Raw genomic sequence first — 16,635 nt, 5'->3', positions numbered from 1 at the left:
CTTTGCTGATATATTAGCGGAATTTTCTAGTTATAAGTGCTACTTTTTTCGGGGAGGATTACACTTAAGTCCTTCAATATGCTCTGCTTTGTAAATAACCTTGCCTTGAAATACAGTATTGATGTCCAGTGTATTCGAAATGTCTAGAATCGGATTACTATCTAACATGATCAAATCCGCTACTTTACCAACTGTAATGCTGCCGATACGATCGTCTATCCCAAAGTACTTTGCGCCATTAATCGTAGCAGCCTGTAAGACAGTAAAGTTGTCTATACCTGCGGCACTCATTGCTTGAAGCTCTTCGTGCAAAGAAAAGCCAGGCACGTTGTATTCACTCCAACTATCTGTACCTGCAAGCAATACGACACCATGTTTTGACGCTTGTGCGACAGTGGCCGCAGACAAATGATAAAAATCTCTAAATGCTGCAATTCCCTCTTGGGATATATTAGTGCCGTGTTGTGCGATGTCTTCTTCCCATTCCATAGCAAGTAAATAATGCCCATAATCTGTACCTAACATATCGCTGAATTTACCCGCCACACCATAGTAGTCATTCCGCCTCGTCATTAGAGTAGGATTTAAAAACACTTGTTTTTCGGCCATTTGTTCATAACGACTCACACAAGTATCTTCTTCAAATGCCTGAATTAACATCGGATACAAATCCACTAACGGGGTGTCCCAATGTTGCCCAGACCTCAATTCAGCTTGTTGACTAGAACAATCAAAAATAAAAAGTCGCGCATGCGCAATAGAATTCTGACCAGCGTCAATTACGTCAGCTAAGGTCATTGTTCTGGGCATATGACCGGAAAGTTTAAACCCTCTTTCTTTTGCATATCTTGCCAGCGCTTTATAAGATTCAGGCGGGATCCAGTTATAGGTTTTAAGGAATGTTGGCTGATGTTCATCAGGCATATTTGCATAGTGATCAACTAACTGCCTAACGTCTTCGTAGTCTTTAGTTCCGTGGAACAATGGAGAATCGGGATGCATACCGTTCGGACCATTCAAAGGGAAGGTTCCCCAACCATGCAATCGCGGCCCAACCATCACACTGTCGTCTACTTTCTGTTGCCAAGATGCTTTGTCTTGCATACATGCATACATGCATACAATGAGGCTTTTTCTTCATTGGGACAAGACAGATTACTGCGAATCGACGTAACTCCATTTGCTACATAAAGTGGGTAGTCAAGCGAGGGTGAAAACTTTAACAGGGTGGAATGATTGTCCCACAAACCAGGTAACAAGTATTTTCCGCTTCCATCAATATGTTCAAGCCCTTCTGCATTAATTGGTATTGCACTGATGTTTGTGATTTTTCCGTCTATTACCTCTACATACTGTGCGGCATCAACCCGCTCATTGATAACATCAATAACATTGACATTGCTTATCACATAGTGGGGAATAATTGGCGGTACTGGTGGACGTTTAAGCTGGCTGCAACTAGATACTCCAATTAAGGCAGCGAGCAGCGTCAACAGTAAAATTAATGAAAATTTTGAGTTGTTTATCATGTCAATATCAATTTCCTAGTCATTAAAATGCCATCCTGATTTAATGAATGTGAAATAGATGTAAAATGCGGTGAAAAATTACATGTAATCAAGTACTAAAATCTAACTATTAAATCTTTTTTACGTACATTTTCATTGAAAGCGAGCAGCAAAATCCCTTGTTTTGATAAATTTGTAACAACCTTTCACTAGCAAGCTCTTCAGTCCACGGTTCCATCTAAATTTTCTTGTAAGACCGGCCGCGAGCGATTCGTTTTTTGTCACCGTGACGCCGCGCAATAATCTGCTGATTTCCTTCAGGAAGGTTCAGTATCAAACTATTGAATTTAATGAGAATACATCGAACTAATCTAAAAACGTTAATGTGTCTCTGCACAGCTTTTTCCGTTTATACTCGACGGTTTCTCGAACAAAACAATCTTCAGCATGATCGTTTATTAGCCCCATTGCTTGCATAAATGCATATACAGTAGTAGGCCCTACAAACTTCCAACCTCTATTTTTTAAATCTTTCGACAACAATACTGATACCTCAGAAGTAGAACGACTTTGCGGCAATAGATTTGATTCTTCGTTGGGTTCAAAAGACCAAAAATAACTTGCCAATGAACCTTTTTCTGCCACGAGTTCAACCGCTCGTTTGGCATTGTTGATCACTGCCTCAATTTTTCCTCTATGTCGAATAATGCTTGAATCTAGTAATAAGCTTTCAACTCTAGGACTGCCATAACTAGCAATTTTAGTGAAATCAAACCCGTCAAAAGCCTCCCTAAAGCTTTCCCTCTTAGTTAAGATCGTTCGCCAACTCAGTCCTGACTGAAAGCTTTCTAAGCATATCTTTTCAAAGAGTCGGATATCATCAACCTCTGGAAAACCCCATTCGGTATCATGATAATGCAAATAATCTGGAGCACCATGACTCCATTTACATCGCACTTTTGAATCGTCAATAGTATTGGTTTCTTCCATAAATCCGCCTTAGTTTGGATGTTGTCTTAGCGAGTTGACCCAACTCGTTATTCGGTCGACTTCTTTGTGCACAAAGTCTAATTCTTTAAACGCAGCGGACATTGTCGCAACACCTTGGCTCCACGACAGTATATGCATCGCGTATTCATCCGCTTTATCGCTAGCACCAATATCGATAAATTGGCTCTTCAACCAATGTCGAAACAGTGTAAATACTCGATGTACCGATTCTGACGGGTAGTCAAGTTTAACCATCTCGTTGGATAAGCTACCAACAGGACAGCCATAAAGTTTAATCTTATGCCAATTTCTGATCACTATTTTCACATAGTCCATTATTCTGTCTTCCGGTGTCGTATTCGCGATGTCCCAACAATCAATCATGTCTTGGGTCTGTTTGAGACGATAATTAACGACAGCGTTCAGTAGCTGATCTTTACTTTTAAAATGATGATATATATTTCCCTTAGAAAGGCTTAGCGCACTAGAGAGTTTAGCGAAAGAGGTAGCTTCAAACCCTTGTTGGTAAAATAATTCACTTGCCGTAAATACAATTCTATTTTTAGTTTCAGAGTTACTCATAATTACTCACTTCCACCATTGATTTGTGAAAAAGAGTAATCAATATACCCTTTTTCACCGCCGCCATAGAACGTTGCATGATCGGCTTCATTCAAAGGGATATCGTGTTTGAATCGGTGCACTAAGTCAGGATTAGCAATAAAAGGTGTACCAAAGGCGATAAGGTCTGCATGTTTCTCTCGTAGACTAGTATTGGCTGAATTGAGAGAATAACCATTGTTGGCAATATACGTCCCGTTAAACATCACCCTAAGCTTGTGATAGTCAACAAGTTTTTCTTGGGTTAACATATCGCCTTCCAACACGTGAAGGTACGCAATATTTTTAGCATTCAATTGCTCAACAAAGTATTCGAAATGTTTCTGAGGATGTGAGTCAAACATCGAATTAAACGTATTTTCAGGTGTCAACCGAATACCAACTTGCTGAGGTCTCCATGTAAGGAACACGCTGTCTAACACTTCATTCAAGAAGCGCATTCTTTTTTCCACTGAACCGCCATATTTGTCAGTACGCAAGTTTGTTCCATCTCTCAAAAATTGGTCAATTAAGTAACCATTGGCACCATGTACTTCTATACCATCAAAACCAGCATCTTTTGCCAATTTAGCGGCGGAACCAAATTGGCTAATAGCTTTTTTTATTTCCGCTTTGGTCATTTCCTTGGGAGAGACAAAATCTTGCAAGCCCTCGTATGTGACAGCACTTCCACTTGGCTTTATCTCTGAAGGACTTAATGGAGGCATGTTATCTTTTTGTAAGCTAGGGTGAGATATCCTGCCACAATGCTGTAGTTGTATGACAATTTTTCCCCCCTGATCATGTACAGCATCTACAACGTTTTTCCACCCATGCATTTGAGTTTCATTATATATACACGGCGTGTAAGGATAACCAATCCCTTCTTCAGATATAGGAGAGGATTCAGTAACAATTAAACCTGCGCTGGCTCGCTGTCGGTAGTACTCAGTCATCAATTCATTTGCCACACCATTTTTACCGGCACGATTTCTAGTCATTGGCGCCATTACGACTCTGTTCATTAACTTTAAACTGCCTAGTTGATATGGATCAAATACGTTCATTTTTATCTCCCGAATAGCATAATTCCGCACTAGTACGATCGTCCTATTTTTGTATGTTAGGACGATCGTACTATTAATTCAAGCACTTTTTCAGGCATGTTATGTTTGACCGACGTCTGACAAATGCATTCTTAATGGTTATCTCGGATTTAGTCGCATGGTAGTCTATGTAGAGTTGACCTTATGTTGACTCCCAACTTGTCAACACGCCCTAATTGCTTTCTTAGTAAACGCCGTTTTTCAAGAGACCAACACAATGAATATTGACACATTAAAATTGTTTATTGACGTCGCACACGAGCTTAGCTTTACCAATGTTGCCAACGAAAAAAATGTAGACGCTTCATCAGTGTCTCGCGCAATAGCAAACCTTGAAGCTCATCTATCATTGAGGCTATTTAACCGGACAACAAGACAAATGACACTTACTGAAGTAGGTGAACGTTACTTAAAAAGTGTTCGGCATGTAGTTGAGGAATATGAGCAAGCGGAAGAACAAGTGCGGTCCTTCAACCGCACGCCTACAGGGACGCTACGACTTACTGCATCGGTGGCTTTCGGCGAATGTATGCTAATACCGTTGATCAAAAAATTTAACGATATCTATCCAAAAATCAAATTGGAACTAATACTGACAGATAACAATATTGACTTGGTGTCGAATGGTATCGATTTAGCTATTCGATTGTCATCTAGCTTACAAGGTGACCTCATCGCTACCAAATTAATTGACACCAGATATAGGGTAGTTGCTAGCCCAGACTACATAAATAATACACCAACATTAACAACCCCGAAGGATCTGGCTACACACGACTGTACATTATTTTCTCTACCATCATATGGCGCGGAATGGAAATTCAAAGCCATCAAAGGAAGCAATAAGGAAATTAAACCCATCGCTATTTCTAAAGGAATAGTCATTTCATCCGCAATAAGTATTCGCTCTCATGTTCGCTCAGGAGGACAACCCGCGCTATTAGCAGATTGGCTGATTCGGGATGATTTAATGTCTGGTCACTTGATCGATTTGTTTCCAAATTATGATGTCACGGCCACAACTTTTGATACTGCAGAATGGTTGCTTTACCCTAGCCGAGCTTACCTACCACAAAAAGTTCGAGTAACCATTGATTTCTTAAAAGCACATATTGGTCCAAGAACCCCATTAGATTAATGCAATAATCGCAAAAGTCATATGAAATTTTGTGTATTAAAACACATATTGAACCTAGATAAACTGCTTCCAAACAACTTAATTACGAAAGGCAAAAGGTCGGTTTATCGTGAATACGTTCATTGAAAATAAGACAATAATCATAACTGGCGCTAGCCAAGGTATTGGACATGCTACGGCACTTTATCTAGCTAGGCACGGCGCAAATCTTGTATTGATCTCCCGGAACCAAGGAAAACTAGCGGCATTGCAAAGTAACATTCAAACTAACGGAGGAAATGCAATCTATGTACAAGGTGATGTTGCGGACTACCGTGTTTTGCAGAAGGCCGTCAATTGCGCGCATAAACACTTTAGTCAAGTTGATGTATTGATCAATAATGCGGGCACCATTAACCCAATTGAACGACTAGCAGAAAGTGATGTAACTGCTTGGTCTAAAGTGGTAGATACCAACATAAAGGGAGTATACCACGGTATTCGGGCAGTAATTCCCGCCATGCTACAACAAGGAAGAGGCATAATTATCAATATAAGCTCTGGCGCTGCAACTAGTGCACTAGAAGGTTGGAGTCATTATTGTAGTACAAAGGCGGCCGTTTTGTCTTTAACCCGTTGTGTTCACAAGGAATATGCAAGGCACGGTGTGCGTGTCATAGGATTGAGTCCCGGAACCGTTGCTACCGAAATGCAAACAACGATTAGAGAAAGTGGCATTAACCCAGTCAGCAAACTTGATTGGTCAGCGCATATACCAGCAAATTGGGTGGCGAAGGCGATTGCATTCCTCATGAGTGATGATGCTGCTGAGCTTGCTGGCGACGACTTTTCGCTTAAACATAAAGAAGGACGGGTACGCGCAGGGCTACCTGTGTGAAGGCCAATATGTGTCTTCATTCTCACTTGCCACCGTTGCTCTGCGAATATAGAGTACTTATTTAAATCCATCTCAGTGCGATATGAAAATAGAGAAGATTAGTTGGCAAGACGCTCTGCCCATAAGGCACCAAGTTCTATGGCCTAATAAAGCCATTGATTTTTGTCACGTTAACGGAGACGAAGAGGCAATACATTACGGCGCATATCTAAAAGGGCTATTGGTATGTGTTGCCTCAATTTATATAGTTGATGACGAAGCAAGGCTACGTAAGTTTGCTACCCTACCTGAACATCAAGGAAAAGGCATTGGTTCAAAATTGATATTGCAAGTAATATCTGATCTCAAGCATCACAAAATCGAACGTTTTTGGTGTGACGCGAGAACTACTGCAACCAGCTTTTATGAAAAATTTGGGTTAACGATAGATGGAGAAGCATTTTTTAAGTCCGGTACTGCCTATTATAAAATGTCTGTCAGTCTTAAACACAACAAGTTGTAACAAGTTCGAGCCAACCACTTTAAATTAATATGTCTGTTAAGGTCAGGGATAAACTCATGCGCAAACCTGAAAAATGTTTTGCGTCCCTTCTGAATTGATATTACGTTATACGATGTCGCTGACTGCACAGTGTTATGAAATTATGGGAATAGTATTTTTATGAAGTTCGATGTTTTTGGGAGAGAAGTCGAAGTTATTCAAACTTCGACTGGCTGGGCTGCATTTTACCTAGGCAATGAGGGTAAAAAGCGTATAGCGACCGATATTAAGATCCCCAAAGAAATTACAGAAAATGGACTCGCTGAGTATCTTGCTGATTTGTGTCATGAATGGTCGACGTTGAGGAATAATGAAGTTAAGTTGCTAAGCCCCTAAGTATTATTTTTGTCACCTTGAGTCATCAGCGAATAGACGTTGTTATAGACTAGTTACTGTTAAGTGGCATGCCTGAACTGGCAACAATTTAAAGGTGCATTGGCCGCACTGTTAAAAGCGACAAGCGCAATTGCACGATTGCTTCTTTCGGTTTTCGATTGTAACCGTAAAGTAAAGGTCAACAGACCCTAGTTGTACATGGTTGGTTCAACGCTCATGGCCTTTGCTATTTGAACGTTAGCAATGTTGTTTAAAGCCTTTATCGCATCGCATTTTTGGATGTTTGCGAAGTCAATCATCACGATGTTAGGCAGGAAGGTTTTAAACGGCGTGCTAGAAACGTGTATTGGCCCAAGGCGATAGCGAGATTGGCAGACCTTAGTTAAATGCTGTTCTAAACAATCGTTCCATAGCCCTTGCATGCCTTGACCTCCATCTAACCACATCGTTTGGTTTCGTTCTTGTATACTTTGCCTCAGGCCTGTGGACGTCCAATACATCATACCCACAACATCGCCATTTTCAGGAATTTCACCGGCCATTTCAGTCATGATTTTAAGCTGCTTTTTAAAATTTTCTTGCGTCTTATCGGTAGAAGAACTCCAGACTTTTTTTACGCTCGTACCACCTTTTCCTAGGTATTGAAGCCCAGAATAGTTGGCATCGTAAACGCTTGGACTATCTTTACTATAGAGATTTTTAAAACCAAAAATACCACATGCGTTTAGTTGTTGACGCGACATATTGGTTTCGATTGCCGCTTTCTCTAAACCTTTTTCGGAGAATACCACGACGACTTTGCCTTTTAGCTCGTCTAGAGTACGCAAGTTGATATTGCCAGCCTGGGTAAAAAGTTTCGAACCTGCAATTCGTACGCATTGCGTCGCAATGGCACCCCAGTTTGTACACTTATCAAATTTGAGAATTAAAAATTCTGTGGGCTTATCGTTTACGAAAACAGTGGCTTGAGTTAAGACATCATCTAAGGCCATGCTTGAAGCGCCCACTCGTAACTTCGACGTTTTTAGACCATTTACCTTAGTGCTACGTTCACTTTTCCAGCCGGAATGGTAGCTGACTAATTCAGCAGAATTCCCATTTTTTATAGCACAGATGCGCAGATCATATACTCTAACGCCAGCCATCGCTTGCTCGTAAATATCCAGATTTTGCGTTTGAACATTACTTGCACCAGAGGTAATTGCTGCATCATGACTGCCTGCAACAACGATTTCAGATAGCTTTTTATTGCCACCGCACAACTCATAATAAGTAGCCATATGCGAAACATATACCCTGTGATTCCGAAATTTTATAAATTACGAAGTGATTAGTTTTGAAACTATAACACTGATGTTCGCATAGACAAACTACAGTTTATATCATAAGTAAATAATTGCACTCTGGCTGGATGCGTCGTTTTTTAGTTTATAGGAGGTTTAAAAGTTGGCTAAGTAAGAGGCCTTTAATGCATTGTCCCGCGACGTTATGACCTAAGCTATCATTCACTCTGTTAAAATGGTCGATGTCGATAGTCGCAATGCTAGAACTTAGTTGTTCACTATTCTTTTATTTTAGCCTATTTGTAGCTATTTGCAGGATTGTACGCCTGTTGGCAGCATTGGTGAGAGTATCTTTCAATGCTAAATTTTTAAATACACTGAGCAGATGAACTTGTTTGATAATAGGTATCGAGTTCAGCCGAGTAGCGTTGCACATATTGGCGCATTTAGTGGTGGCGCTTTTATTCAAGACAGTCATTCTTCAACCCATTATGGTTAGAGACTATTAATTGAAAATTTGGTAGACAAATATGAAACTCAAATACACGATACTCTATGTCGAGAATGTAGAAAAAACATTAGCGTTCTATGAAAACGCATTTGGACTAAAACGGGCTATGCTGCATGAAGGAGGCGACTATGGAGAGCTCGACACTGGCAGCACAACGCTTTCTTTTTCATCCATCAAACTTATGAACGAACTAGGAAAGAAAGTCGGTCATGTGGATGCACAAAAACCTATTTTTGAAATCGCTTTTGAAACTGAAAATGTAGCAGAGGCGCTGCAAAAAGCATTAAATGCAGGCGCGACACTCGTGCAGAATGTGCGAGATGAGCCATGGGGACAAACAACGTCTTATATCGCTGACCACAACGGTTTTCTTATCGAGATATGCTCTCCAGTTAGAGGTTGATTAATCGTAACCAGAAAAGTTAATTTCTGTCTGCAAGCAGCCACTTTTTAAAGCCGAGGGAGTACAGTTAAACCACCGCTGTAACTCCCTTGTCATATGCGACTGGTCAGAATATCCTGATCGCAAAGCTGCTTCTGCCAAAGAAGGCTGCTCTTCTAACGTCCGAGCGCAACGCCTCGCTCTAACTAATGACCGCCAGAACTGCGGAGACATGCCTGTTTCTGACTTGATGTGACGCTGTAATGTTCGTACCGATACGCCTAAATTTCTCGAAATAATGCCAATACTATCTAAATCAGACCGAACCCCTTCTAACGCCTCATGCACGGAAGATTTCATAGAGCAGAAATGTTCTAACCACGTTTTATCTATCTTATCCAAAGAAGGGTTATTCTCAATAAATGCCCTAAATGACGCTTCATTTATCGTTGTACCTGGCGTCAATCGAAACCCATGAAACTGAACGCCAGCGGTAATTTTCACGTCATAGGTGCTTGATGCTAACGAACTAATAAAGCACGATGAACTACCCTCTATATCTTGTATGAGAATAATATCTCGGCAACCATCTGGCACAATCATGGAGAAAGATTCCCTTTCGCCAGTATGCATCCATTCTTCTAGTAAAATATTATTCATCTAAACATAGAACGATTGTTGTACTTAAAGCAACTATACAATTCTGCAACATTTTTGCCACGTAAAATATGTGCGTAAGAACGACCGCCCTCGCCTGCAGAAAATGTTGCGCTCGAGTTGGCAAGGCTTTTCCTTGAAGGGTAATATACAGATAGTTTTTTAACAAAAAGCTATTGCGATATTTACTTGAATCTACATAGTATTTTTATACAAAGGAAAATACGACGAAGCAAGCATACAGTGGTGTTGTAGCTAACAATTTGTAAAATATGAATATCAACTATGTTGCGTTTAATCAGGTGCGATTAAAGATATGTCTTACTTATGAGGACTGAATGTTGATACCCACCTTGACAAACATGCAGCCTCTTACATTTTCAAACCTTACTCAAAACCATCCCATGGTTCAGGTTAATCTATTGTAAATAGATTCTATTATACTCTTTCCATAATAATGGTTTATGGAAAAATTTATTTACAAATAATTAGGATGTAAAAAATGAAACAATTAGAACAACATGATATAAAAGAAGTCAATGGTGGTGTACTTTATGTCGGAGCTTATTTAGCTGCCCACGCTTTAATACATGCAGCAGGAAAGCTAAATGGACTCAGAAATAATATAAATAAGTCGTTAGGAAGTATTTATGGCGACAAAAACCCAGGGTCTGCTGGTGGATCAAACAGATAGATAAAATAGTGGCGAAGTCAACACTTCGCCATACAAGGAGGATAAACAATGAAAAAACCTGATTTTAATTCATATTCAACTGCTGAGCTATTTGATGTCTTAGAGAACATTGATGATATTGCGCACCCTATAGAAGCCAAAGAAGTACTGACACTATTGCTAAAAAAAACAGGTAAAAGTAGCGATGAAATACTAAAGGAGTACGAAGGGGGCGCATTTGAGGAATTCATGTCGCGAATTACACTAGTTGTTTTCGGCGCTGAACGCAACAATCAACTGGTTGAAGAAAAAATTAAAAGAATTGTGTCAATTTAATGCGGCTCGACTAAGCTTATTTCTATTGTGCGTAATCTTGTCTTATACTAGCGCATAATCTGTTATTAACTACATGCAGGGAAAGCGTGTTCACATTTGCCTTCCATTGATCGTAGCTCAACAAAAAAATACTAAACCATAGCGCTCTAACGACATAAATCACAATAAAATAAGCATAAAAGCAAATGAAAAAAAACAAATTTACGCTCTATAGTAGCCTTTTATCGATGCTAGTAATTGCATTTAGCATTAACGCAAAAATAACACCCGAGTGGATACGCTACGCGGCAATATCCCCAAATGGACAAGATATCGTCTTTACCTATAAAGGTGATTTGTACCGTGTCCCAACAGCAGGCGGAGAAGCAAAACAGCTTACTTTTCACAAAGCTCATGACTACAACGCAGTGTGGAGTAATGATGGTAGCCAATTGGCCTTCGCCTCTGATCGCCACGGTAATTTTGACATATTTACCATGGACGCCTTGGGTGGCAAAGCGACTAGGCTAAGCTTTCATTCTAGCAATGAAGTCCCTTATGCATTTGCCAAAGACGACACAGCGATTGTATTCAAAGGGCAACGAATGGATGCGCACTCTCACAGACAATATCCAAGTAGCCGCTTTGAAGAGGTATATAGTGTGCCGGTGTCGGGCGGTCGTGTTGCACAGCTACTCACTACGCCAGCAGAAAATATCGACATCAGCAAAGACGGCAACACCTTTGTATACCATGATTATAAAGGGACTGAAAACTATTGGCGTAAACACCATAAGTCTGCCGTAACCAGAGACATATGGACTTACAATACACAAACCAAAAAACATAAGAAAATCACTAAGTTTGAAGGTGAAGACCGCAATCCAGTATTTACCGATAACGACAAGAGTATCTATTATTTGTCTGCTGAAAGCGGCACCTTCAATGTGCATAAGCTGAGTTTACGCAGACCCAGCTCAACTAAGCAACTTACTGATTTTTCAGTGCACCCGGTAAGATTCTTATCAGAAGGCAATGGTGTGCTTGCCTTTACTTACCATGGCGAACTTTTCACCATGAAAGAAGGTGAAAAACCTTCAAAGGTACAATTATCTATCCGTACACAAGATATCGAAAACGCGACGAACTTGGTAAATGTAGACGGTGATATCTCAGAAATGTCGACGTCTCATGACGGCAAACAAATCGCTTTTGTCTCTAACGGCGATGTATTTGTCACATCAAGCGACGGTGCTTTTACCAAACAAATCACACAAACCCCTGAGACCGAAGCATTTGTATCATTCTCAAAAGAAGATGACGCAGTTATATATGCATCTGAGCGCAATGGAAACTGGGGGATATACAAAACTGAAAAAACACGAGAGCAAGAACCCTTCTTTTATGCAGCAACCTTGCTCAATGAATCAAGCGTACTAAGCGGTAATGTAGATTACACACAACCCTTATTTTCGCCAGATGGAAAGAAGCTAGCGTTTATTGAAGATCGTAAAACATTGCGAGTTTTAGACCTTGAATCGAAAAGTACAAAAACGCTTGTCGCTTCCTCAGAAATGCTAACCTTTCGTGCAGGCGATAAAGATTTTTCATGGAGTCCTGACAGCAAGTGGTTGCTATTTGTACATGAAAAACTCTTAAACAATACAGACATTGCCATTGTTAAAGCTGATGGCACTGATATGTTTAAAACGCTTATCCCTAGTGCCTACTATGACTTTTCGCCTAAATGGGTAAATGATGGTAAGCAGATTTTGTGGTTTAGTAATCGCCATGGTCTGCGCAGCTATGCAACCAGCGGCACTTCGCAACTTGATGTTTATTCATTATTCCTCACACAAGCAGAATGGGATGAATACCGCCTAAGTGAAAATGACTACAATTTATTGCAAACATTAGAAGAAGTAGAATCTGACGACAAAGAGAAAACCGATGCCGAATCTGCTGAAAGTGAAGAGGAGTCAACAGATGAACCCGAAATTGAAGACATCGAAATTCAGTGGGATAACGTAGATGAACGCATTGCAAAACTGACGATTCACTCCTCTGCATTGTCAGATGCCGTATTGAATCAAGACGCAGATACCCTTTACTACCTCACCAAATTTGAAGGGCAATTGGATTTGTGGAAAACCAATCTTCGCACCCAAGAAACTGAAAAGGCAATCAGCTTGTATGCCGAAAATGCAAGCTTACAATGGGACCAAGCGATGGAAACCCTTTACTTATTGAGTGATGGTGGAATTTCAACAATCGACTTGGATAGTGCTAGTTCAGAAGGTATTTTTATCGACAGTCAAATGGTACAAGATGATATTGCAGTGCGGCAGTCGTCTTTTGATCATGTGTGGTTACGTACATCTAAAACCTTCTATGAACCCACTTATCATGGCGTAAATTGGACACAAATGTACGACGAATATCGCCCTAAAGTCTCTCATGTGTCTAATACTTACGAATTTACTGAGTTGCTCAGTGAAATGCTGGGGGAATTAAATGTTTCACATTCTGGCGCTGGTTACCGTAACTTTGCGGATGGCGGGGATGACACCGCGTCTTTGGGGATTTTTTATGACGACAGTGTAATCGGACAAGGTATAAAAATTACCGAAATCATTGAAAATGGCCCGTTAGATAAAGCGAAATTTGATATAACCTCCGGTGCAGTAATTACCGCTATTGATGGGGTAGACCTTAGTGCTGATATGGATTGGAGTAAACTACTCAACCGAAAAGCTGGCAAACTTGTCTTACTCAGCATATTAAACAGTGACGGCGAAACAAAAGAGTATACAGTAAGACCCATATCTATAGGTGCTGAAGAAGATTTACTGTACGACAGGTTTGTAGAAATTAACGAACAAGAAGTCCTTAAAAAATCAAAAGGCAAACTGGGATATGTGCATATTCCCGGCATGAGTGATGGACCATATAGAAATGTTTTTGACATCATGCTTGGTCGTCATTTCGACAAACAAGGAATGGTAATCGACACACGCTTTAATGGCGGTGGTGATTTAGTCGCTGATTTAGCAATGTTTTTCACTGGTGAGAAGTTCCTCACGTATGCAACACAAGAGCGTGTAGTGGGTGGTGAACCAACATCAAGGTATACAAAACCTGTAATTTCGTTGTTTAACGAATCCATGTATAGCGACGGCCATTGTTATGCCAGTGGTTACAAAGACTTAAAAATAGGAAAGTCTGTTGGTATGCCGGTACCAGGTACATGTAGTTTTGCCGGTTGGGAAAGTTTACCGCTTGGTGGTTACTGGGGATTTGTACCAATCAGTGCTAAAAACAAGCGAGGCGAATGGCTAGAAAACAATCAGACTGAACCCGATATTATGTTGTCAAATGCGCCAGAAGACATTGCGACTGGTACCGATCAACAACTACAACGTGCAATTAAAGAGTTACTAAAACAAGTAAAATAACGGCGTTGTAACTTTAATCGCCAATAACTAGCGTAAAACCGTGTGCCTACACCGACAATTGATAGGCACACATGCTAACCGCACTACCTAGGTTAAGAGACTCAATGCTGCCGCTGCCCGATATAGTGTAAGCGTCAGCATTGAACATATTCAGTGCGTTATGCGGAACGCCGCGCGCTTCATTCCCAAATAAATAACATTCATATTTAGCGAATGCGTCACTATTTACGGCACTGCCCGTCAAATCAAGATAGGCAAAGCGCTCAAAACGTGTAGACAAGTCATCGAGTGAAACATCAAGCTCTATCGGTAGATGAAAAATAGCGCCCATGCTCGCGCGCACGACCTTTGGATTGAAAGGGTCCACACTATCAGGGCTAAGTATTAAGCGAAATCGACCAAACCAAGCAAGACTTCGTATAATTGTACCTAAGTTGCCTGGGTCTTGTACCTGATATAAATAAATACAGCGCTCGTTTTTGAATGAACCACCATTTCCATCACTTACGGGGACTTGTGGTTTTTGGTCTGAGCTTACATTGGGCAGAGGCACACATGCAACAATACCTTGTGGCGTTTTCGTATCACTTATTTGCGCCATTTGTTTTTGAGTAAGCACCAACACCTTAAAATCAATATTCATACCCTCGAAGGTCTGCGTGTACTCTTCGCGCATGTATTGTTCACTGACATACAAGGTCACTTTTTGTGCAAGTACCGTCCCGTTTATTGCTTTGTGCAACTCTAGGACCAAGTGCTCACCTTCGACCAAGTAATAACCGAAACGCGTTCTATATTTTTTTTGATGCAGTTTTTTTACATCATCTAGTTTCATGTGGTGTGCTCAGTGCTGGCAGTTAACATCATCTTCATTGGGCCAGAAACAATGTAAATAGGTATATTGGCGTGAATTATATCGTGATTTTTGTGCTCACACTATCTTATATAAAAGCACGCGCGCCATTTACAAATCCAATGCATCGTTTGCAAATAGCGGCGGCGAGTTTACAATAAGGCCTGTTGTTACTCTATCTTCAGAAGAATCCCTAAATGGCCCGATCTAAAACTAGCAAAAAATGGCTAGACGAGCACGTTAACGACCCCTATGTAAAAAAAGCGCAAATCGATGGCTACCGCTCACGTGCAAGCTACAAACTACTTGAAATAAATGAAAAAGATAAACTATTTCGACCCGGCAGTATTGTAATGGACCTTGGCGCTGCGCCAGGGGGTTGGTCACAAATTGTGGCACCCATTGTCGGTGATTCAGTAGAGGTGATTGCATCTGATATTTTGCCGATGGACAGCATCATTGGCGTAAATTTTATTCAAGGTGACTTTAGAGAAGAATCTGTCTACAACGAGATTTTGCAGGCCCTAGGCGATAACAAAGCCGATGTGGTTGTTTCAGATATGGCCCCTAACTTAAGCGGTGTAAATACCACCGATCAATACGCGTCAATGTATCTAGTTGAGCTGGCCCTCGATATGGCACGCAATGTCCTTAAACCCGATGGAAGTTTTTGCGCCAAGGTATTCCAAGGCGTGGGTTACGACGAATATGTAAAAGATGTACGCACGTCATTTAACAAGCTGATTGTACGAAAACCCGACGCATCTCGCCCTCGCTCTCGCGAAGTTTATCTTGTGGCAAAAGGCTTTAAAGGATAAAACGGTTTAGCGTTCTAGTAGATGTAGTTTGTCTGAGATACCGTTCCAGTCATCAGCGTCTGCAGGTGGCGCTTTCAATTCGTTGATATTAGGCCACTCTTGGCATAATTCTGCATTTAGTGCCAAATACAGCGCGTGGTCTTCCGGTAGTTCTGTGTCTTGAAATATTGCCTCTGCCGGACACTCTGGTACACATAAGGCGCAATCGATGCAAATCACAGGGTCAATCGCTAAAAAATTAGGCCCTTCAAAAAATGCATCGACAGGACATACCGCCACACAATCTGTATATTTACATTTTACGCAGTTATCGGTTACAACAAAGGTCATTTACAGCCAATTACCTTATAGTTTTAGGATAGGCCTAAGTGTAATCTCAATTGTAGCAATAATCTATTGCAACTACGCTTTGAATAGTGCTCAGATGCTAGTTACGGTGTCTATAACTCGCTTTTTCGGATGCCTATTTCCGTGATTGTCAGTATGGCTCTCTACTTAACTTTGCGTTGCTCAGTCGGTTCATACCCGTACATCACTCAATGTGCTACCCAATTATTGTTAAGTGATTTAAAATGCCGTGCTTTGCTAGAGG

The 16,635-nt window shown here is 40.8% G+C and carries 18 protein-coding genes and 1 pseudogene; 9 read left to right on the top strand and 10 right to left on the bottom strand.

Annotated features, from left to right (window positions below):
* Positions 1–39: 39 nt before the first annotated feature.
* The 5 genes from QQK00_RS14505 to QQK00_RS14485 form a co-directional block, all read right to left on the bottom strand.
* On the bottom strand, positions 40–1,104 hold the full coding sequence (locus QQK00_RS14505) for an amidohydrolase family protein (RefSeq protein WP_284218306.1): 1,065 nt from the start codon (positions 1,102–1,104) through the stop codon (positions 40–42).
* The gene (locus tag QQK00_RS14500) at positions 1,071–1,529 is read right to left on the bottom strand and encodes a hypothetical protein (protein ID WP_284218305.1); all 459 of its coding nucleotides are present in this window, start codon (positions 1,527–1,529) and stop codon (positions 1,071–1,073) included. Before QQK00_RS14500 ends, QQK00_RS14505 begins: the two co-directional genes overlap by 34 nt.
* 345 nt (positions 1,530–1,874) lie before the next feature.
* Positions 1,875–2,498 (bottom strand): DNA-3-methyladenine glycosylase I, encoded by a 624-nt coding sequence (locus QQK00_RS14495; protein ID WP_284218304.1) that lies wholly within the window; start codon positions 2,496–2,498, stop codon positions 1,875–1,877.
* A 9-nt stretch (positions 2,499–2,507) separates the two neighbouring features.
* Positions 2,508–3,080 (bottom strand): TetR/AcrR family transcriptional regulator, encoded by a 573-nt coding sequence (locus tag QQK00_RS14490; RefSeq protein ID WP_284218303.1) that lies wholly within the window; start codon positions 3,078–3,080, stop codon positions 2,508–2,510.
* Positions 3,081–3,082: 2 nt separating this feature from the next.
* A complete protein-coding gene (locus QQK00_RS14485) occupies positions 3,083–4,165 on the bottom strand; it encodes an alkene reductase (RefSeq protein ID WP_284218302.1) in 1,083 nt (360 codons plus the stop codon).
* A gap of 256 nt (positions 4,166–4,421) precedes the next feature.
* Here QQK00_RS14485 and QQK00_RS14480 point away from each other — a divergent pair, with 256 nt between their 5' ends.
* The 4 genes from QQK00_RS14480 (at position 4,422) to QQK00_RS14465 (ending at position 7,096) form a co-directional block, all read left to right on the top strand.
* Positions 4,422–5,342 (top strand): LysR family transcriptional regulator, encoded by a 921-nt coding sequence (locus QQK00_RS14480; RefSeq protein WP_284218301.1) that lies wholly within the window; start codon positions 4,422–4,424, stop codon positions 5,340–5,342.
* Positions 5,343–5,451: 109 nt separating this feature from the next.
* A complete protein-coding gene (locus tag QQK00_RS14475) occupies positions 5,452–6,219 on the top strand; it encodes an SDR family oxidoreductase (RefSeq protein ID WP_284218300.1) in 768 nt (255 codons plus the stop codon).
* 82 nt (positions 6,220–6,301) lie between these two features.
* Positions 6,302–6,721: a GNAT family N-acetyltransferase gene (locus tag QQK00_RS14470; protein ID WP_284218299.1), complete on the top strand. Its 420-nt coding sequence runs from the start codon at positions 6,302–6,304 to the stop codon at positions 6,719–6,721.
* Between the two features lie 159 nt (positions 6,722–6,880).
* A complete protein-coding gene (locus tag QQK00_RS14465; RefSeq protein WP_284218298.1) occupies positions 6,881–7,096 on the top strand; it encodes a DUF7661 family protein in 216 nt (71 codons plus the stop codon).
* Between the two features lie 188 nt (positions 7,097–7,284).
* Here the strand turns inward: QQK00_RS14465 and QQK00_RS14460 are convergent, their stop codons facing one another.
* Both QQK00_RS14460 and QQK00_RS20530 read right to left on the bottom strand, forming a co-directional pair.
* Complete coding sequence (locus QQK00_RS14460; RefSeq protein WP_284218297.1) at positions 7,285–8,376, bottom strand: PI-PLC domain-containing protein; 1,092 nt, start codon at positions 8,374–8,376, stop codon at positions 7,285–7,287.
* A gap of 148 nt (positions 8,377–8,524) precedes the next feature.
* A pseudogene (locus QQK00_RS20530) lies at positions 8,525–8,644 on the bottom strand (diguanylate cyclase domain-containing protein); the annotation flags it as partial.
* 265 nt (positions 8,645–8,909) lie between these two features.
* Between QQK00_RS20530 and QQK00_RS14455 the strand changes: the two are divergent.
* Positions 8,910–9,293, top strand: a complete 384-nt coding sequence (locus QQK00_RS14455; RefSeq protein WP_284218296.1) for a VOC family protein — start codon at positions 8,910–8,912, stop codon at positions 9,291–9,293.
* Here QQK00_RS14455 and QQK00_RS14450 read toward each other — a convergent pair whose 3' ends face one another.
* Positions 9,294–9,932 (bottom strand): helix-turn-helix domain-containing protein, encoded by a 639-nt coding sequence (locus tag QQK00_RS14450; protein ID WP_284218295.1) that lies wholly within the window; start codon positions 9,930–9,932, stop codon positions 9,294–9,296.
* Positions 9,933–10,431: 499 nt separating this feature from the next.
* On the opposite strand from QQK00_RS14450, the gene QQK00_RS14445 reads away from it, so the two are divergent.
* From QQK00_RS14445 to QQK00_RS14435, 3 genes are all read left to right on the top strand, one after another.
* Positions 10,432–10,623 carry a hypothetical protein gene (locus QQK00_RS14445; protein ID WP_284218294.1) on the top strand — a complete coding sequence of 64 codons (192 nt, stop codon included), beginning with the start codon at positions 10,432–10,434 and terminating at the stop codon, positions 10,621–10,623.
* A 48-nt stretch (positions 10,624–10,671) separates the two neighbouring features.
* Positions 10,672–10,938: a hypothetical protein gene (locus QQK00_RS14440; RefSeq protein ID WP_284218293.1), complete on the top strand. Its 267-nt coding sequence runs from the start codon at positions 10,672–10,674 to the stop codon at positions 10,936–10,938.
* A gap of 185 nt (positions 10,939–11,123) precedes the next feature.
* Positions 11,124–14,372: a S41 family peptidase gene (locus tag QQK00_RS14435; RefSeq protein ID WP_284218292.1), complete on the top strand. Its 3,249-nt coding sequence runs from the start codon at positions 11,124–11,126 to the stop codon at positions 14,370–14,372.
* A 46-nt stretch (positions 14,373–14,418) separates the two neighbouring features.
* Here QQK00_RS14435 and QQK00_RS14430 read toward each other — a convergent pair whose 3' ends face one another.
* Positions 14,419–15,207 (bottom strand): TrmH family RNA methyltransferase, encoded by a 789-nt coding sequence (locus QQK00_RS14430; protein WP_284218291.1) that lies wholly within the window; start codon positions 15,205–15,207, stop codon positions 14,419–14,421.
* A 215-nt stretch (positions 15,208–15,422) separates the two neighbouring features.
* Here QQK00_RS14430 and rlmE point away from each other — a divergent pair, with 215 nt between their 5' ends.
* Complete coding sequence (gene rlmE, locus QQK00_RS14425) at positions 15,423–16,043, top strand: 23S rRNA (uridine(2552)-2'-O)-methyltransferase RlmE (RefSeq protein ID WP_284218290.1); 621 nt, start codon at positions 15,423–15,425, stop codon at positions 16,041–16,043.
* 6 nt (positions 16,044–16,049) lie between these two features.
* Here the strand turns inward: rlmE and fdxA are convergent, their stop codons facing one another.
* On the bottom strand, positions 16,050–16,373 hold the full coding sequence (fdxA, locus tag QQK00_RS14420) for a ferredoxin FdxA (RefSeq protein ID WP_284218289.1): 324 nt from the start codon (positions 16,371–16,373) through the stop codon (positions 16,050–16,052).
* Positions 16,374–16,635 lie beyond the last annotated feature (262 nt).

Source organism: Agaribacter marinus, assembly GCF_030160655.1.
GTDB lineage: Bacteria > Pseudomonadota > Gammaproteobacteria > Enterobacterales > Alteromonadaceae > Glaciecola > Glaciecola marina.
Note: the sequence above shows the minus strand (reverse complement) of the source record. Positions and strands in the feature narration are given on the sequence as shown.